At 65.6% G+C, this 17,384-nt stretch carries 12 protein-coding genes; 5 read left to right on the forward strand and 7 right to left on the reverse strand.

Annotated features, from left to right (window positions below; all coding sequences use genetic code 11):
- Positions 1 to 88: 88 nt before the first annotated feature.
- The 4 genes from acnD to QMX85_RS17630 form a co-directional block, all read right to left on the reverse strand.
- Positions 89 to 2,701 (reverse strand): Fe/S-dependent 2-methylisocitrate dehydratase AcnD, encoded by a 2,613-nt coding sequence (gene acnD / locus QMX85_RS17615; RefSeq protein ID WP_282343080.1) that lies wholly within the window; start codon positions 2,699 to 2,701, stop codon positions 89 to 91.
- Between the two features lie 5 nt (positions 2,702 to 2,706).
- Complete coding sequence (prpC, locus tag QMX85_RS17620; protein ID WP_282343031.1) at positions 2,707 to 3,870, reverse strand: 2-methylcitrate synthase; 1,164 nt, start codon at positions 3,868 to 3,870, stop codon at positions 2,707 to 2,709.
- A gap of 79 nt (positions 3,871 to 3,949) precedes the next feature.
- Entirely contained in the window at positions 3,950 to 4,834 is an 885-nt protein-coding gene (prpB, locus tag QMX85_RS17625; RefSeq protein WP_090230986.1) for a methylisocitrate lyase, read from the reverse strand.
- Positions 4,831 to 5,562: a GntR family transcriptional regulator gene (locus tag QMX85_RS17630; RefSeq protein WP_282343035.1), complete on the reverse strand. Its 732-nt coding sequence runs from the start codon at positions 5,560 to 5,562 to the stop codon at positions 4,831 to 4,833. Before QMX85_RS17630 ends, prpB begins: the two co-directional genes overlap by 4 nt.
- A gap of 291 nt (positions 5,563 to 5,853) precedes the next feature.
- On the opposite strand from QMX85_RS17630, the gene QMX85_RS17635 reads away from it, so the two are divergent.
- The 3 genes from QMX85_RS17635 to QMX85_RS17645 are packed head-to-tail and all read left to right on the forward strand — an operon-like array spanning position 5,854 to position 8,912.
- Positions 5,854 to 6,390 carry an ATP-dependent zinc protease gene (locus tag QMX85_RS17635; protein ID WP_282343037.1) on the forward strand — a complete coding sequence of 179 codons (537 nt, stop codon included), beginning with the start codon at positions 5,854 to 5,856 and terminating at the stop codon, positions 6,388 to 6,390.
- 5 nt (positions 6,391 to 6,395) lie between these two features.
- The gene (locus tag QMX85_RS17640; RefSeq protein WP_090230988.1) at positions 6,396 to 7,925 is read left to right on the forward strand and encodes an inactive transglutaminase family protein; all 1,530 of its coding nucleotides are present in this window, start codon (positions 6,396 to 6,398) and stop codon (positions 7,923 to 7,925) included.
- 6 nt (positions 7,926 to 7,931) lie between these two features.
- Positions 7,932 to 8,912, forward strand: a complete 981-nt coding sequence (locus tag QMX85_RS17645) for an alpha-L-glutamate ligase-like protein (RefSeq protein WP_282343082.1) — start codon at positions 7,932 to 7,934, stop codon at positions 8,910 to 8,912.
- A 30-nt stretch (positions 8,913 to 8,942) separates the two neighbouring features.
- On the opposite strand, the gene QMX85_RS17650 is transcribed toward QMX85_RS17645, so the two are convergent.
- Both QMX85_RS17650 and QMX85_RS17655 read right to left on the reverse strand, forming a co-directional pair.
- Positions 8,943 to 11,603, reverse strand: coding sequence for a LuxR C-terminal-related transcriptional regulator (locus QMX85_RS17650; protein WP_282343084.1), 2,661 nt, complete (start codon positions 11,601 to 11,603; stop codon positions 8,943 to 8,945).
- A 56-nt stretch (positions 11,604 to 11,659) separates the two neighbouring features.
- Positions 11,660 to 14,359 (reverse strand): LuxR C-terminal-related transcriptional regulator, encoded by a 2,700-nt coding sequence (locus QMX85_RS17655; RefSeq protein WP_282343039.1) that lies wholly within the window; start codon positions 14,357 to 14,359, stop codon positions 11,660 to 11,662.
- A 208-nt stretch (positions 14,360 to 14,567) separates the two neighbouring features.
- Here QMX85_RS17655 and pabB point away from each other — a divergent pair, with 208 nt between their 5' ends.
- The gene (pabB, locus tag QMX85_RS17660; protein WP_282343042.1) at positions 14,568 to 15,911 is read left to right on the forward strand and encodes an aminodeoxychorismate synthase component I; all 1,344 of its coding nucleotides are present in this window, start codon (positions 14,568 to 14,570) and stop codon (positions 15,909 to 15,911) included.
- A gap of 27 nt (positions 15,912 to 15,938) precedes the next feature.
- Here pabB and thrH read toward each other — a convergent pair whose 3' ends face one another.
- Positions 15,939 to 16,556: a bifunctional phosphoserine phosphatase/homoserine phosphotransferase ThrH gene (gene thrH / locus QMX85_RS17665; RefSeq protein WP_273231548.1), complete on the reverse strand. Its 618-nt coding sequence runs from the start codon at positions 16,554 to 16,556 to the stop codon at positions 15,939 to 15,941.
- 150 nt (positions 16,557 to 16,706) lie between these two features.
- On the opposite strand from thrH, the gene QMX85_RS17670 reads away from it, so the two are divergent.
- Entirely contained in the window at positions 16,707 to 17,327 is a 621-nt protein-coding gene (locus tag QMX85_RS17670; RefSeq protein ID WP_282343043.1) for a phosphoadenosine phosphosulfate reductase family protein, read from the forward strand.
- The last annotated feature ends 57 nt before the right edge of the window (positions 17,328 to 17,384 follow it).

The following is a 17,384-nucleotide window of genomic DNA, read 5'->3' on the forward strand; positions in this document are numbered from 1 at the left end:
ATTTCGGGGGGGCGGTAGGGGGCGCGGTGCGCACCAGCACAGACCTCGCTGCCTGCGGTGCGCACGGCGCACCCTACGGGATCGCGTTTTAAGCCGTTGCGGTCGCTTCCAAGAAGTCCTGGGCGAAGCGCTGCAGCACGCCACCGGCTTCGTAGATCGACACTTCCTCGGCGGTATCCAGACGACAGGTCACGGGGACGTCCAGGCGTTCGCCGTTCTTGCGCGTGATCACCAGCGTCAGGGTTGCACGGGGGGTGCGCTCGCCGAGCACGTCGTACAGCTCGGTGCCGTCCAGGCCCAGGGTCAGGCGATTGGTGCCGGGTTTGAACTCCAGCGGCAGCACGCCCATGCCCACCAGGTTGGTGCGGTGAATGCGCTCGAACCCTTCGGCGGCAATCGCTTCCACGCCCGCAAGGCGCACGCCCTTGGCAGCCCAGTCCCGCGACGAGCCCTGACCGTAGTCGGCGCCGGCCACGATGATCAGCGGCTGCTTGCGCGCCATGTAGGTCTCGATCGCTTCCCACATGCGAGTGACCTTGCCCTCGGGCTCGATACGAGTCAGCGAACCCTTCTTCACCTGGCCGTCGACCACGGCCATCTCGTTAACCAGCTGCGGGTTGGCAAAGGTGGCGCGCTGGGCGGTCAGGTGGTCGCCGCGGTGGGTCGCGTAGGAGTTGAAGTCCTCCTCCGGCAGGCCCATTTTCGCCAGGTACTCGCCTGCCGCGCTGTCGGGCATGATCGCGTTGGACGGCGACAGGTGATCGGTGGTGATGTTATCCGGCAGCAACGCCAGCGGGCGCATGCCCTTGAGCGAGCGTTCGCCGGCCAGCGCGCCTTCCCAGTACGGCGGACGGCGAATGTAGGTGGACTGCGGGCGCCAGTCGTACAGCGGGCTTTCCGCTTCGGCGAAGGTGCCCAGGTCGAACATCGGGATGTAGACCTGACGGAACTGCTCGGGCTTCACCGAGGCAGCGACGATGGCGTCGATTTCCTCGTCGCTCGGCCACAGGTCCTTCAGGGTAACCGGGTTGCCGGCCTGATCGTGACCGAGCACGTCCTGCTCGATGTCGAAGCGCACCGTACCGGCAATGGCGTAGGCGACCACCAGCGGTGGCGACGCCAGGAACGCCTGCTTGGCGTAGGGATGGATGCGCCCGTCGAAGTTGCGGTTGCCCGAAAGTACGGCGGTGGCGTACAGGTCGCGGTCGATGATTTCCTGCTGGATCACCGGGTCCAGCGCACCGGACATGCCGTTACAGGTGGTGCAGGCGTAGGCGACGATGCCGAAACCCAGCTGTTCCAGCTCGCTGAGCAGGCCGGCTTCTTCCAGGTACAGCTTGGCCACCTTCGAACCCGGCGCGAACGAGGTTTTCACCCAGGGTTTGCGCAGCAAGCCCAGCGCATTGGCCTTCTTCGCCAACAAGCCGGCGGCCACCACGTTGCGCGGGTTGGAGGTGTTGGTGCAACTGGTGATGGCGGCAATGATCACCGCGCCATCGGGCAGCAGGCCTTCGCTCTCCTCCACCTTGGCGGCGGCCAGCAAGGTTTCGCCGGCAATGCCGCGCTCTTGCAGCGCCGAGGTCGGCAGGCGTTTGTGCGGGTTGCTCGGGCCGGCCATGTTGCGCACCACGGTGGACAGGTCGAAGCGCAGCACCCGCTCGTACTCGGCGGTCACCAGGGCATCCGCCCAGAGACCGGTGAGTTTGGCGTACTGTTCGACCAGCGCCACCTGCTGCGGCTCGCGCCCGGTGAGCTTGAGGTAGTCGATGGTCTGCTGGTCGATGTAGAACATCGAGGCCGTGGCGCCGTATTCCGGGCACATGTTGGAGATGGTCGCGCGGTCGCCGATGGACAGGCTATTGGCACCTTCGCCGAAGAACTCCACGTAGGCGCCGACTACCCGCTCCTTGCGCAGGAACTCGGTGATCGCCAGCACGATATCGGTCGCGGTGATGCCGGGCTGGCGCTTGCCGGTGAGCTCCACGCCGACGATGTCGGGCAGGCGCATCATCGAGGCGCGGCCGAGCATCACGGTCTCCGCCTCCAGCCCGCCGACGCCGACGGCGATCACGCCCAGGGCATCCACGTGCGGCGTATGGCTGTCGGTGCCGACGCAGGTGTCCGGGTAGGCCACGCCGTCGCGCGCCTGGATCACCGGGCTCATTTTCTCCAGGTTGATCTGGTGCATGATGCCGTTGCCGGCGGGGATCACGTCGACGTTCTTGAACGCGGTCTTGGTCCACTCGATGAAGTGGAAACGGTCCTCGTTGCGGCGCTCTTCCACGGCGCGGTTCTTCTCGAACGCATCGGGGTCGAAGCCGGCATATTCCACCGCCAGCGAATGGTCGACGATCAACTGGGTGGGCACCACGGGGTTGACCTTCGCCGGGTCGCCTCCCTTGTCGGCGATCGCGTCACGCAGGCCGGCCAGGTCCACCAGAGCGGTCTGGCCGAGGATGTCGTGGCACACGACGCGCGCCGGGTACCAAGGGAAATCGAGGTCGCGCTTGCGCTCGATCAGTTGCTTCAGCGCATCGGTGAGCAGCGTCGGGTCGCAGCGGCGCACCAGTTGCTCGGCCAGCACGCGCGAGGTGTAGGGCAGCTTGTCGTAGGCGCCGGGCGTGATGGCCTCGACCGCCTCGCGGGTGTCGAAGTAGTCCAGCGCGCTGCCGGGCAGGTTCTTGCGGTATCGAGTGTTCATGCTGATCATGGGCGCTCCTTGAGCGGCACAAACTTAAGGTCTTCGGGACCGGTGTAGTTGGCGCTCGGGCGGATGATCTTGCCGTCGATGCGCTGCTCGATCACATGGGACGACCAGCCCGAAGTGCGGGCGATGACGAACAGCGGCGTGAACATGGCGGTGGGCACGCCCATCATGTGGTAGCTCACGGCGCTGAACCAATCGAGGTTGGGGAACATCTTCTTGATGTCCCACATGATGGTTTCCAGGCGCTCGGCGATGTCGAACATCTTGCTGTTCTTCTGTTCGACGGAGAGCTCGCGCGCGACCTCCTTGATCACCTTGTTGCGTGGATCGGACACGGTGTAGACCGGATGGCCGAAGCCGATCACCACTTCCTTCTTCTCGACGCGGGCGCGGATATCGGCCTCGGCCTCGTCCGGGTTGTCGTAGCGCTTCTGGATCTCGAAGGCCACCTCGTTGGCGCCACCGTGTTTCGGACCGCGCAACGCGCCGATGGCGCCGGCGATGCAGGAATAGATGTCCGAACCGGTGCCGGCAATCACCCGCGAGGTGAAGGTGGAGGCGTTGAACTCGTGCTCGGCGTAAAGGTTGAGCGAGGTGTGCATCGCACGCACCCACGACTCGCGCGGTTTTTCGCCATGCAGCAGATGGAGGAAATGCCCGCCGATGGAGTCATCGTCGGTTTCCACGTCGATGCGTTTGCCGTTGTGGCTGAAGTGGTACCAGTACAGCAGGGCCGAGCCCAGCGACGCCATCAGCTTGTCGGCGATATCGCGGGCGCCGGGATGGTTGTGGTCGTCCTTCTCCGGTGATACGCAGCCCAGCACAGAGACGGCGGTGCGCATCACATCCATCGGGTGCGCCGACGGCGGCAGCTGTTCCAGCGAGGCTTTGAGCGCTGCCGGAAGGCCACGCAGCGCCTTGAGTTTGGCCTTGTAGCTGGCAAGCTCGGCCACGTTGGGCAGCTTGCCGTGCACCAGCAGGTGGGCGATTTCCTCGAATTCGCAGCGGTTGGCGAAGTCGAGTACGTCGTAGCCGCGGTAATGCAGGTCGTTGCCGGTACGGCCGACGGTGCACAGGGCGGTGTTGCCAGCAGCGGTGCCGCTCAGGGCCACCGATTTCTTGGGTTTGAAGCCCGGCGTGGTCGTCTCTTGGGGTGCGCTCATCGCGGGTTACTCCTCATCTGATCCGGTTGATGTTCTTGTTGTTCATCGGAGCCTTCTGTTCGATACGCGGCCCGATCGATCACTTCTTGGCGGCGAACAGCGCATCGAGCTTCTGCTCGAAGGCGTGGTAATCGATGCGCTCGTACAGCTCCATGCGCGTCTGCATGGTGTCGACCACGTTCTTCTGGGTACCGTCGCGGCGAATCGCCGTGTAGACGTTTTCCGCCGCCTTGTTCATCGCGCGGAAGGCCGACAGCGGGTAGAGCACCAGGGAAACATCGGCGCCGGCCAACTCCTGCGTGGTGTACAGCGGGGTCGAACCGAATTCGGTGATGTTGGCGAGGATCGGCGCACGGACCTTCTCGGCGAACAGCCTGTACATGTCCAACTCGGTGATCGCCTCGGGAAAGACCATGTCGGCCCCCGCCTCTACGCACGCCGCGGCACGCTCCAGCGCGGACTCCAGGCCCTCGACCGCCAGCGCATCGGTACGCGCCATGATCACGAAGCTGTCGTCCGTGCGTGCATCCACCGCGGCCTTGATGCGGTCGACCATTTCCTGCTGGGAAACGATTTCCTTGTTCGGCCGGTGACCGCAGCGCTTGGCACCCACCTGATCCTCGATGTGGATCGCGGCGGCGCCGAACTTGATCATCGACTTGACCGTACGGGCCACGTTGAACGCCGAGGAGCCGAAGCCGGTGTCGACATCCACCAGCAGCGGCAGGTCGCAGACATCGGTGATCCGGCGCACGTCGGTGAGCACGTCGTCGAGACCGGTGATGCCGAGGTCGGGAACCCCCAGCGAGCCCGCGGCCACGCCGCCACCGGACAGGTAGATCGCTTTGAAGCCGGCACGCTTGGCCAGCAGTGCGTGGTTGGCGTTGATTGCCCCGACCACCTGCAGCGGGTGCTCGCTGGCTACGGCGTCACGGAAACGTTGCCCGGCAGATACATGACTCATGGCTGACCTCTTGTTGTGGTTGTTTCCTGGGTGCCCGGGTGGGCGCTGGGATAATGGCGCTCGACGTTGCGCTTGGACGCGGCGATGTGACGGCGCATCAGGAGTTCGGCGAGCTCTCCGTCGCCATCGGCGATGGCGTCGAGAATGCGGTGGTGTTCGGTAAAGGCCTGGCGCGGACGATTGGGTATCGCCGAGAACTGGATGCGGTACATGCGCACCAGTTGGTAGAGCTCGCCGCAAAGCATCTGCGTCAGCGTGCGGTTGCCGCTGCCCTGGATGATCCGGTAGTGGAAATCGAAGTCGCCTTCCTGCTGGTAGTAGCCCAGCCCGGCCTGGAACGCCTCGTCGCGCTCGTGCATGTCCAGCACCTGGCGCAGCTCGTCGATCTCCGCCTGGCTCATGCGCTCCGCGGCCAGGCGACAGGCCATGCCTTCGAGGGATTCGCGGATTTCGTAGAGTTCGATCAGTTCGGCGTAGCTCAGCGAAACCACGCGAGCACCCACGTGGGGCACGCGCACCAGCAGGCGCTGGCCTTCCAGCCGATGGATCGCCTCGCGCAACGGGCCGCGGCTGATGCCGTAGACGCGCGCCAGCTCCGGCTCGGAGATCTTGCTGCCAGGAGCGATCTCGCCCTTGACGATGGCCGCCTGGATACGCCGGAAGACGTGCTCGGAAAGGGTTTCCGAATCGTCTGCCACGGCCAGATTGATATCGGCGGCTTCTAGCATATTGTCGACACCAGGCAGGTTTGGTTCGGGAAAAATTACGCCTGAAGACCTATTCAGTCAAACCCAATCACCCGATTGTTGACAATCCTCCGGGATGACCGAAAGACGTCATGGCCAGAACCACCGCTGTTGCGGCCTATATGCGTCTGTCACCGCAGAAAATCAGCATGCTAGAATGCCCACCGCTTGCGCTGCCCAGGAATGATGCCCGCCATGCCCGCGAGCCCCGAGAACAAAGGCTCCAGCCACCCGCCGGTCATGCCGACCCGCCGTCGCGATCATCCAGGACGTATGAGATTCAAGCCCTTCGCTCCTTCCCTCTTCTGCCTGTTCCTTGCGCCCGACGCGGGTTTCGCCGGTGAGAAGACCGTGTACGGCCTGAACGAGCACGCGCGCCTCGCCGAGCTGGATCTGGAAGTGGCGGCGAAGCTGGACACCGGCGCCAAGACCGCCTCGCTCAGCGCACGGGACATCCAACGCTTCAAGCGCGACGGCGAATCCTGGGTACGCTTCTACCTCGCCATCGACGACGCCCATGCCCATCCCATCGAGCGACCGCTGGCGCGGATCAGCAAGATCAAGCGCCGCTCGGGCGACTACGATCCTGAACAGGGCAAGACCTACACCGCGCGCCCGGTGATCGAACTGAGTGTCTGCATGGGACGCGCCCGGCGCGACATCGAGGTCAATCTCACCGACCGCAGCGCCTTCGAATACCCGCTCCTGATCGGCTCCGAGGCGCTCAAGCGCTTCGAAGCACTGGTCGACCCCAGCCTCAAGTACGCCGCCGGCAAGCCCGGATGTGCCGACTCAATCTCTGCCGAGTAGACCCCATGCGCTCTCTTACCCTGCATCTGAAAGTCCTGATCACCGTGCTGGTGACGCTGGGCGTTCTGATTACGGCTTACCAGATCTTCATCCTCGGCATCCCGGTGACCGAGGACGAAACCGACGATCTGTGGAACATCGACGCCAAGGTCGAGTTCGTGGCCACGCCGCATGAGCCGGTCAAGGTGCAGATGTTCGTTCCGCCGCTGAACCAGAACTACGTCAGCCTCAACGAGAGCTTCATCTCCAACAACTATGGCGTGAGCATCAACCGCACCGGCGACAACCGGAAGGTGACCTGGTCGGCGCGCCGTGCCAAAGGCAACCAGACGCTCTATTACCGCCTGGTACTCACCAAGCGCTACAGCGGCGAACAGCTCAAGCCCAAGGGGCCGATCTTCCGCGACGAGCAGATTCCCGTGGATGGCCCCGAGAAGATCGCCGCCGAAGCGCTGATGGCGCCGATCCGCCAGCATTCGGCGGACGTCGAAACCTTCGTCGGCGAGACCATCAAGCGGGTCAACAACGTCAACGACGATAACGTCAAGCTGCTGCTGGGCGGCGACCAGTCCACCGTCAACAAGGCCAGGGTGGTCGACCTGCTGCTGTCCATCGCCCACGTGCCAATGGAGCGCGTGCACACCCTCCGCCTGATCGCCGACCAGCCGCAGAATCCGGAACTCTGGCTGCGCAGCTTCAACGGCGACAAGTGGCTGTACTTCAACCCGGAGACCGGCGAACAGGGCCTACCGGCTGACCGCCTGATGTGGTGGACCGGCGACGAACCGCTGGTGACGCTGGATGGCGGCAAGAAGATCCAGGTCAACTTCACCCTGAACAACAGCGAGATGAACGCCATCCGCCTGGCCAAGCTGACCGACGAGAACACCGACGTCGATTTCCTCGAATACTCGCTCTACGGCCTGCCGCTGCAGACCCAGCAGACCTACCAGATCATGATCATGATCCCGATCGGCGTTCTGGTGATCCTCATCCTGCGCAACCTGATCGGCCTACAGACTCTCGGCACCTTCACTCCGGTGCTGATCGCACTGGCCTTCCGCGAGACGCAGCTGGGTTTCGGCATCGCGCTGTTCACCCTGATCACCGCGCTGGGCCTGTCGCTGCGCTCCTACCTAGAACACCTGAAGCTGCAGATGCTGCCGCGGCTGTCGGTGGTGCTGACCTTCGTCGTGGTGCTGATCGCGGTGATCAGCCTGCTCAGCCACAAGCTCGGCCTGGAGCGCGGGCTTTCGGTAGCGCTGTTCCCGATGGTGATCCTGACCATGACCATCGAGCGCCTGTCGATCACCTGGGAAGAGCGCGGCGCCGGCCACGCGATGAAGGTGGCGATCGGCACGCTGTTCGCCGCGACCCTGGCGCACCTGCTGATGATGGTGCCGCAGCTGGTCTACTTCGTGTTCACCTTCCCGGCGATCCTGCTGGTGATGGTCGGCTTCATGCTGGCGATGGGTCGCTACCGCGGCTACCGCCTGACCGAGCTGTTCCGCTTCAAAGCCTTCCTCAAGGACTGAGCCATGATAGGTCTGTGGAAGAGATGGAAGGCCCTGGAAGCGCTCGGCATCATGGGCATCAACCGGCGTAACGCGGACTACGTGCTGAAGTACAACAAGCGCAGCCTGTACCCGATCGTCGACGACAAGATCATCACCAAGCAGCGCGCCATCGAGGCTGGCATCCACGTGCCGGAGATGTACGGGGTGATCTCCACCGAGAAGGAAATCGACAAGCTCGACGAGATCATCGGCGACCGCACCGATTTCGTCATCAAGCCGGCCCAGGGCGCCGGCGGCGACGGCATCCTGGTGATCGCCGACCGTTTCGAGGACCGCTACAAGACGGTGTCCGGGAAGATCGTCAGCCACGAGGAAATCGAGCACCAGATTTCCAGCATCCTCACCGGGCTGTACTCCCTCGGCGGCCACCGCGACCGCGCGCTGATCGAATACCGCGTAACCCCGGACCAGATCTTCAAGAGCATCAGCTACGAAGGCGTGCCAGACATCCGCATCATCGTGCTGATGGGCTACCCGGTGATGGCCATGCTGCGCCTGCCGACCCGGCAGTCCGGCGGCAAGGCCAACCTGCACCAGGGCGCGATCGGTGTCGGCGTCGACCTCGCCACCGGGATCACCCTCAAGGGCACCTGGCTGAACGCCAAGATCACCAAGCACCCGGACACCACCAACGCGGTGGACGGCGTGCAACTGCCGAACTGGGACGGTTTCATGCGCCTGGCCGCCGGCTGCTACGAGCTGTGCGGCCTGGGTTACATCGGCGTGGACATGGTGCTGGACCAGGACAAGGGCCCGCTGATCCTCGAACTCAACGCCCGCCCCGGCCTGAACATCCAGATCGCCAACGACTGCGGCCTGACCTTGCGCACCCACGCCGTCGAGGCGCACCTCGCGCAACTGGCCGAGCAGGACATTCAGGAGAGTCCGGAAGAGCGCGTGCGCTTCGCGCAATCGCTGTTCGGTCACGTGCCGAACAAGGATTGAACCCGTTGGCGCCTCGCGGTGCCAACCCTCTCAGCCTTCGCTGATCAGGCCCAGCGTCTTGCCCTTGAGCACCGCCTGGGTGCGGCTGCGCACGCCCATCTTGGCGAACAGCTTGTGCAGGTGCCATTTGATAGTCGCCTCGGAGAGGTGCACGGCCTGGGCGATGTCGCGATTGGACATGCCGGCGGCGACGAAACGCAGGATTTCCTGCTCGCGGTAGCTGACGTCCTGGTTTTCGTCGATCTTGTCCGGGTCGATGCCGAGGCGCGCGAACTGCCCGCGCAGCAGCTCGCCGAGCCCTTCCCAGGCACTCGCACGCAGCGGCTCCTGCACCTTCCAGGCCTCCCACAGTGGCAACAGCCAGAGCGCATCGTCCTGGAAGGCACGGCGGTAGCCCCGGCTCCAGGCATCTTCCAGATGAACCTGGAACAGCGCGAAGGCTTTTTCCAGATAACCCTTGCGCCAGTACGCCACCGCCAGCAGCAGCGACAGACGCAGCCGACGATCGCGCTGGTGCTCGGCCGCTTCGCCGGCAAGGCTGCTTTCCAGCACGGCCTGGGCCTTCTCCGGGCGCCGTTCGCTGAGCGCCAGGCGCGCCTGTGAAAGGGCCAGCGCAGTGCAGGCGTCGGGATAGCGTTCGGCCGGCAGCCCCTCCATGAGGCGCGCCAGCTGCAGGCAAATGCGCTCGGCCTCGCCAAGCTGGCGCTGCCACAGCAGCAGTTGCACCTTGCAGCCCATGCCCAGCGCCAGCACGCGCTCGTGCCCCGCGCCCTGCAAGCCGGTGAGCCAGGCATCGAGCTGCCCGAGCCCCTGCCGGGTATCGCCGGAGAAGAACCGCGTCCGCGCCATCACCAGCTGCCCGCGGCTGAACAGCTCCAGCGGCGTCGCCACATCGCGCCAGGTGTTCGCCGCCGGCAGCTCGCCGAGGATCGACGCATGCCGGTCCTGTTCGTACAGGAGATCGGCATAGGCCAGCGCCAGCGGGCCGCCTACCCGGCTGTTGGCGCCGAAGACCCGTTCGACCCGCCCGCGCGCCGCCTCGGCGATCGAACGACCACGTTCCAGCTCGCCGCTTTCCTTGCAGATCAGCGCCTCGATCAGGCTGGTAAGCGCCAGCAGGTACTCGCTGTTCACCTCCTTTAGGTTCTCATGCACTCGGGCGATCGCGCTGGCCGCCTCGCCGTAGTCGCCCAGCAGACCGAAAGCGGCGGCCTGCACGCAGAACAGGCTGGCGCGGAACACCGTCTGGTTCTCCGGCGCCAGTTTCAGCCAGTAGCGCGAAACCTTCAGGCAACTTTCCAGCTTGTCCTGATAGAGCATTACCAGCGCCTTGAGCACCTGCGCCGCCGCTAACAGCTCGGCCAGGCCGTAGTGCATCGGCCTGCCCTGCCCCTGCATCAGGCGCGTGCTGACCTCCTCGATCAGGGCCTCGGCCTCGGCGTACTTCTGCTCGAAAGCCAGTTGCCAGGCATAGAAGATCTGGAACACCGGATGCTCGCGGATTTCCTCGGCGGGCACCTGCTCGAGCCGCTTCAGCACGCCGTACACGCGGTTGCCGGCGATCAGCCCGGCGCCCTTGCGCTCCAGCAGGTCAGCCGCGTGCGGGTAGTCCCGGGCCCGCAGCGCGTAGCCGATGGCCCGTTCCGATTGCTCGTTGCTCTCGCACCAGCGCGCCGCGGCCTGCAACAGGTTGGTGCTGTCGCCGCGCTTGTCCAGGCGGCCCTGGAGAAATTCGGCGAACAGCGGGTGATAGCGAAACCACTCGCCGCGCTCGTCCAGTGCGATGACGAACAACTGCTCGCTCTGCAGGCGCAGGAGCATGTCCAGCGCATCGCGGCGCCCGGTCAGGGCGTTGCACAGCTCGGCGCTGAACTCGTCCAGCAGCGAGGTCTGCTCGAGGAACGCCAGCAGCGACGGCGGCAGGCCATCTAGCACGTCTTCCTCAAGGTAGTCCGCCAGAGTCCGCTCGGCCCCGGAGAAATCGGCGATGAAACGCGCCTGATCGGGTTGCCGGCGCATGCCCAGCGCCGCCAGGTGCAGGGCGGTGATCCAGCCCTCGCAGCGTTTACCCAGTTGCTTGAGCTGCGCGTCGTCCAGCTCGAGCACGCATACCTCGGAGAAATAGCGCGCCATCTCGTCGCGAGAAAAGCGCAGGTCCTCGGCCTTGATCCAGAACACCGATGCCTTGAGCACCGGATCGTCCTCGATGAACAGCGGCCCGAAACGGGTGCTGACCACCAGGTGGACGTGCTCCGGCAGGCGCTCCAGCAGGTAACGTCCGCCCTTGCCGAGGAACGGATGGCGGAGCCGGTGGAAATCGTCCAGCAGCAGATAGAGCGGGCGCTCCAGGGTCTTCAGGTCGGCGATCAGCGCCTCCAGCAGGGCCTCTTCCGGCCAGTTGGCCTGATCGTCGAGCAGTGCCATCGCGCGGCTGCCGAAGCCGGGGCAGACCGCACCGATGGCGGCGATCAGATAGCGCAGCAGGCGCTCTGGCGGGCTGTCCGACTCGTCGCAGGAGAGCCAGGCGACGCACTCGCCGGACGCCGCCAGGCACCCGGCGAACTGGCCCAGCAGCGTGCTCTTGCCGTAGCCCGCCGGCCCGCTGACGATCAGCAGGCGCCGCTCGCGGGCGGCGAACAGACGCTCGACCAGCGCGGTGCGTGCGAGCTGCGCCTGCTGCCCGCGGTCCATCGGCGAGAGCTTGGTGCCTAGCAGCGGAAATCCGGATACCTGAGCCAGTGAGCCATTCATGCGTCGAGCAACTCCAGTTCGCGGGCGCGGCGGATCGCGTGGGTGCGGTTACGCACCTTGAGCTTGTCGTAGATGTTGTGCAGGTGCCATTTCACCGTGCCCAGCGCCAGGGCCAGGCGAACGCCAATTTCTTCGTTGGACATGCCGGTGGCGGCCAACCGGATGACCTCCATCTCGCGGTCGGTGAGCTCATCGCCCGGCGACTCGACCGTTTCGCGCGCCGGGCTGCCCGGCCAGACCGTCAGCAAGCCGCGAATGAAGCCCTGCAGCGCCGGTTGGCGCTCGGTGACTTCGAGCTGCTGGAGCATCTGCCGGATGGCCTCGCCCTCCTCGATGAACAGACTGCGCAGCCCTTCGCGTTCGGCATCGATGAGGCATTGCACGAGCGTGCTCAACGCCCGCTCCTGATAGCCCAGCCGCTGGTGGCTGAGTGCCGCGAGAATCTCCAGGCGCAGGCGCTGCACGCCATGCCAGCCGGGTTGCAGCAGCTCACGCAACTGGGCGATCTCGTGCAACGCCTCGCTGTATTGCCCGCGCGCCTGTTGCAGGCGCACGCGGCTAACGCCCAGGCTCCAGCGCACCGGATTGAACGGCTGCGCGGCGTAATGCGCGGCATGACGTTCCCAGTCGAGGCTCTTCAGGCGCTGCTCGGCGCGGCGGATGCGGTCCGCCGCCGGTTGCTGCAGGATCAGCGCGATCTCGTCCGCCACCGCCTGCGCCTGGAAACGCCAGGACTGGTTGCGCACCGCCAGTCCTTGAAGCAGCACCAGGCTTTCCAGCGCCTCGCGGGTCTGGTTTCGGGCGCGCTGGAGGCGCGAGAGGAACAGCAGGCCCTGGGCATAGAGGTCGATCGGGTTGATCACATCGACCTGGCGCAGCGCGCGTCCGAGGCGCTCCTCGAGTCCGTCGTAACGCGCCTGCTGGTAAGCGATCAGTGACTCGGTGATGGCGGGCAGCGCCAGCGCGCGGGACCTGTCGCCGAACCACGGCATCAGCCTCCCGCGCAGGCGTTCGGAAAGCAGCTGCGCCTGCCGCGTGCAGCCCTGTTCCAAGGCCAGCAGCACCTCGACGTTGCTCAGTTGCATCGCCAGGTAGCGGCCTTCGAGAAAGTGATTGCGCTGCTGCGCCAGCGCGAGCAGGTGCCGCGCCGCTTCGGGACGGGCGAGCATCACCTGCGCCAGCGCGCCGACGACCAGCAGTGCCACCTCGAGAAACGCCGCATGCTGACCCAGCTGTGCTTCGACCTTGCCGGCCAGTTCCACGCACAGCGCAAGTTCGTCCTTCTGCAGCGCGATCAGCGCCTTCACCGCCATGGCAGCCAGATAACCCTGCTGCAACGGCTCGCCTTCGCCCGCGTCCCAGCGTTGCAAGAGTTCGTCGAGCAGGCGCTTGGCCTCGGGCAACGACTGGCCAGCCGCCTTCTCCCAGACAGTCGCCAACACCAGCACCGGGTAGCGCTCGGCAATGGCGTCGGGAATCTGCTGGCGCCAGCGGTAGATCTGGCTGAGCTGACCGCGGTTGATCAGCTCCAGCCCGCAGCCATCCACCAGCGCGGCAAGCATTTCAGGGTCTTCGGCGAGGCAGGCGTGCTCGATCGCCAGGTTCTGCATGTGATGGTTGGTGAACCACAGGCTGGCGTTGAAATGCAGGTGCTTGAGGCGTTCCGGGTCGCGCTGGCGCAGGCGCGCGCGGAGGAAGTCCGCGAACAGGTGGTGGAAGCGGTACCAGTGCCGGGCGCGATCCAGCGGTTCGAGGAACAGCTGGCGCTGCTCCAGTTCCTCCAGCAAGGCCTGCCCGTCGTCGCAGCCGGTCAGTGCCCCGGCCAGTTCGCCGCTCAGTTGGTTGGCCACCGCCAGCGCCAGCAGTTGCTCCTGCAGCGGCTCCGGCAGTTGCTCGAATACGGTGCTCAACAGGTAGTCGCCGACCGCCAGTTCGCTGACGTTGCGGGGCATCGGTGCGTCATCGGAACGGTTGTGCAACCACAGGCTGGCGAGGTGTACACCGGCCAGCCAACCCTCGGTCTGCGCATGCAGCGCCGCAACGGTGGCGGTATCCACGCAGAGCCCGGCGCTGCGCAGGTATTCGCCGGTCTCCTCCAGGCTGAGGCGCAGCTCGTCGCTGCCGATCTCCAGCAACAACCCTTTGGCGCGCAGGCTGGCCAGACGCAGCGCGGGCAGAGAGCGGCTGCCAAGGGCGAGGACGAATCCGGGTGGCCCCAGCAGCACCATGCGATTGAGCGCAGCCAGCAAATCGGGGTCCTGGATCAGGTGAACGTCGTCGATCACCAGCAGCAGCGGCTGCCGCTGCTCGGACAGGTCCGCCAGGAGGCTTTCCACCACCGCGGCCACCGGCACCTGCATGGTGTTGCGCAGGTAGCTCAGCGCATCCGCGCCGATGCCCGGAAAGGCGCTGCGCAATGCGGCGATCAGCTGAGTCAGGAAATGCAGTGGATCGTCGTCGCCTTCGCCCAGGGAATACCAGGCGCTGGCGTAGCCCTCGGCGCTGCGCGACGCCGCAAGCTCGGCCAGCGCGATGGTCTTGCCGAAGCCCGCGGGGGCGCGGAACAGCACCAGCCGCGCGGAGGGTGCGCCGAGAAGGGCCTGGAGATGGGGCCGGGGAAGGCTCGCGGACGGTTGCGGTGGCAACAGCTTCGAGCGCGACAGACTGCTTGAGGCTGGATCTAGAACTGCGTCCACGGCCTGGGTCCTCGTCCTTATGGTTGTTAGTCGGAGTCATACTCCTCGGACTCCGACATTCTAGGGGCTGTCGAGGCCTCACCGCGAGCCGCATCGCCGCGAATCAGGCCTCAACCGACCCCAGTAGCCGCCGAAGAACCCCCTGGCGGCTAGGATCATGCGTACGGCGGCACTACAATCGCCTCCCGTGCCCGTCTGACCCCTCCCCATGTCGACCTGTTCCCTCCACGCCCTCGGTTACCGCGCCGACCCGTCCGCCTTCTTCGCCTCGATCTGCGACGCGCCGGGAGCCGTGCTGCTCGACGCCGGGCGCCCGGACGCCGAGCGCGGACGCTTCGACATCCTCAGTGCCTGGCCGCTGGCGGAATTCACGCCTGCCGCCGATGAGCCGGCCGAAGCCTTTCTCCAGCGCCTGCGCCAGGCCCTGGCCGAAATGGCCCCGGCCGAGCTGCCGGCGGGCGTCGAACTGCCCTTTGCCGGCGGGCTGATCGGCTACCTCGGCTACGATTTCGGTCGCGGCCTGGAGCGCCTGCCGAGTCGCGCGCAGGACGATCTGCATCTGCCCACGGCGACCCTCGGTCTGTATGCCTGGGCGCTGATCAGCGATCACCAGCTCGGCACCAGCCAGTTGCTGTTCCACCCGGCACTGGCCGAGTCCGAACGCCGGCGGCTGTGCCGCCTGTTCGAGCAGCCCACGACGTCCGAGCCTGAGCCGTTCTCGCTGCGCGCGGCGTTTCGCGCCGACATCGATGCCGAACAGTACCGTTCCGCGATTGCCCGCATCCAGGCCTACATAGCGGCTGGAGACTGCTACCAGGTGAACTTCGCCCAGCGCTTTCGCGCGCCGTGCCAGGGCGAACCCTGGCTGGCCTACCGCGCGTTGCGCCGCGCCTGCCCCACCCCGTTCGCCGCCTACCAGGCGCTGGCGGGCGGCGGCGCGATCCTCAGCCTCTCGCCCGAACGCTTCCTGCAACTCAGCCAGGGCCAGGTGGAAACCCGGCCGATCAAGGGCACCAGGCCGCGCGGCGCGACGTCCGCCGAAGACGAGCGGCAGGCGCGCGAGCTGCTGGCGAGCGACAAGGACCGCGCGGAAAACCTGATGATCGTCGACCTGCTGCGCAACGATCTCGGCCGCAGCTGCCGCATCGGCACGGTGAAGGTGCCCGAGCTGTTCGCGCTGGAAAGCTACCCGAACGTGCACCACTTGGTCAGCGCGGTACGTGGCGAACTGGCCGAAGGCCGCGATGCGCTCGACCTGCTCGCGGGCTGCTTCCCCGGGGGATCGATCACCGGCGCACCGAAGATCCGTGCGATGCAGATCATCGACGAGCTGGAGCCGACACGCCGCTCGATCTACTGCGGCTCGCTTCTCTATCTGGACGTGCGCGGGGAAATGGACAGCTCGATCGCCATCCGCAGCCTGCTGGTCAAGGATGGTCAGGTCAGTTGCTGGGGCGGCGGTGGCATCGTCGCCGACTCGGACTGGCAGGCGGAGTACGAGGAATCCAAGACCAAGGTGCGCGTGCTGCTGCGCACCCTGGAAGCCCTGTAGCGGTGGCCCGCCTCAGGCAGGCGGGAATTACAGCGTCAGGCTGCGATTGGAGGCCTTGAGGAACTCCTGCTTGAGGGCCTCGAAGGTATGCACGGCGGGGAACTGCGGGAACTCGCGAATGACGTTCTCCGGCGCATGGAACAGGATGCCGGCATGCGCTTCGTCGAGCATCGCGGTGTCATTGTAGGAGTCGCCGGCCGCGATCACGCGGTAGTAGAGACTCTTGAAAGCGATCACCGACTGACGCTTGGGGTCCTTCTGGCGCAATTCGTAGCCGACCACGCGGTCGCTCTCGTCCACCACCAGCTTGTGGCAGAGCAACGCCGGGAAGCCGAGCTGGCGCATCAGCGGCTGGGAGAACTGGTAGAAGGTGTCGGAGAGAATCACCACCTGGAAACGCTCGCGCAGCCAGTCGATGAACTCGCGCGCGCCTTCGAGCGGCTGCAGCGTGGCGATCACCTTCTGTATGTCGGAAAGCTTCAGGCCGTGCTCGTCGAGGATGCGCAGGCGCTGCTTCATCAGCACGTCGTAGTCGGGAATATCCCGAGTGGTGGCCTTGAGCGCGTCGATACCGGTTTGCTCGGCGAACGCGATCCAGATTTCCGGTACCAGGACCCCTTCCAGGTCGAGACAGGCGATTTCCACAGGAGTCTCCAAAGACTGCTTATCGAAGGGGCGGCACTTTAGCAGCCAGCCCAGGCGAAGGCTATCGAACCGCGGAGCGGTGGTTGGCGCCCGGCGGCGCTGGTACCATCGCCCTCCTTCGCGAACCGCGCCCAATCACAGGAGCCCGCCATGAGCCTCGATCTGGACACCCTCAATGCCGAACTCGGCCACGACGCCGAGAAGCTCGTGGAATGGGCTCTGGGCCTTGGCAAGACGGCCATCTGCACGACCAATTTCCGGCCTTTCGAGGCGGTGATTCTGCACATGGTCAGCCGCGTCGACCCGAACATCCCGGTGATCTGGATGGACAGCGGCTACAACACCGACGCCACCTACCGTTGCGCCGACGAAATCTGCCGCAAGCTGAACCTCAACCTGAGCATCTACCTGCCGAAACGCTCGCGCGCGCACCGCGAAGCCGTCGAAGGCGCCACGCCGGCGCTGGACGATCCGCGTCACGCGGCGTTCACCGAGGAGGTCAAGCTGGAGCCCTTCGCCCGCGCCTTGCGCGAAACCGCGCCGCAGGTGTGGTTCACCGCCCTGCGCGCCACCGACACTGCCGTGCGCGCGGCGATGCAGCCGATCAGCCTGAACCCGGACGGCTTGATCAAGGTCGCGCCCCTGCTGCACTGGACGTCGAAGGACCTCTACCAGTACCTGACCCGCTACGACCTGCCCAACGAGTTCGACTACTTCGACCCGACCAAGGGCGAAGACAACCGCGAGTGCGGGCTGCACCTGAGCCACTGATCCCTGGCGGAACGAAAAAAGCCTCCCAACGGGAGGCTTTTTTCATGGCGCGGAAAC

Source organism: Pseudomonas sp. PS02288 (assembly GCF_029959715.1).
GTDB classification, from domain to species: Bacteria; Pseudomonadota; Gammaproteobacteria; order Pseudomonadales; family Pseudomonadaceae; genus Pseudomonas_O; species Pseudomonas_O kuykendallii.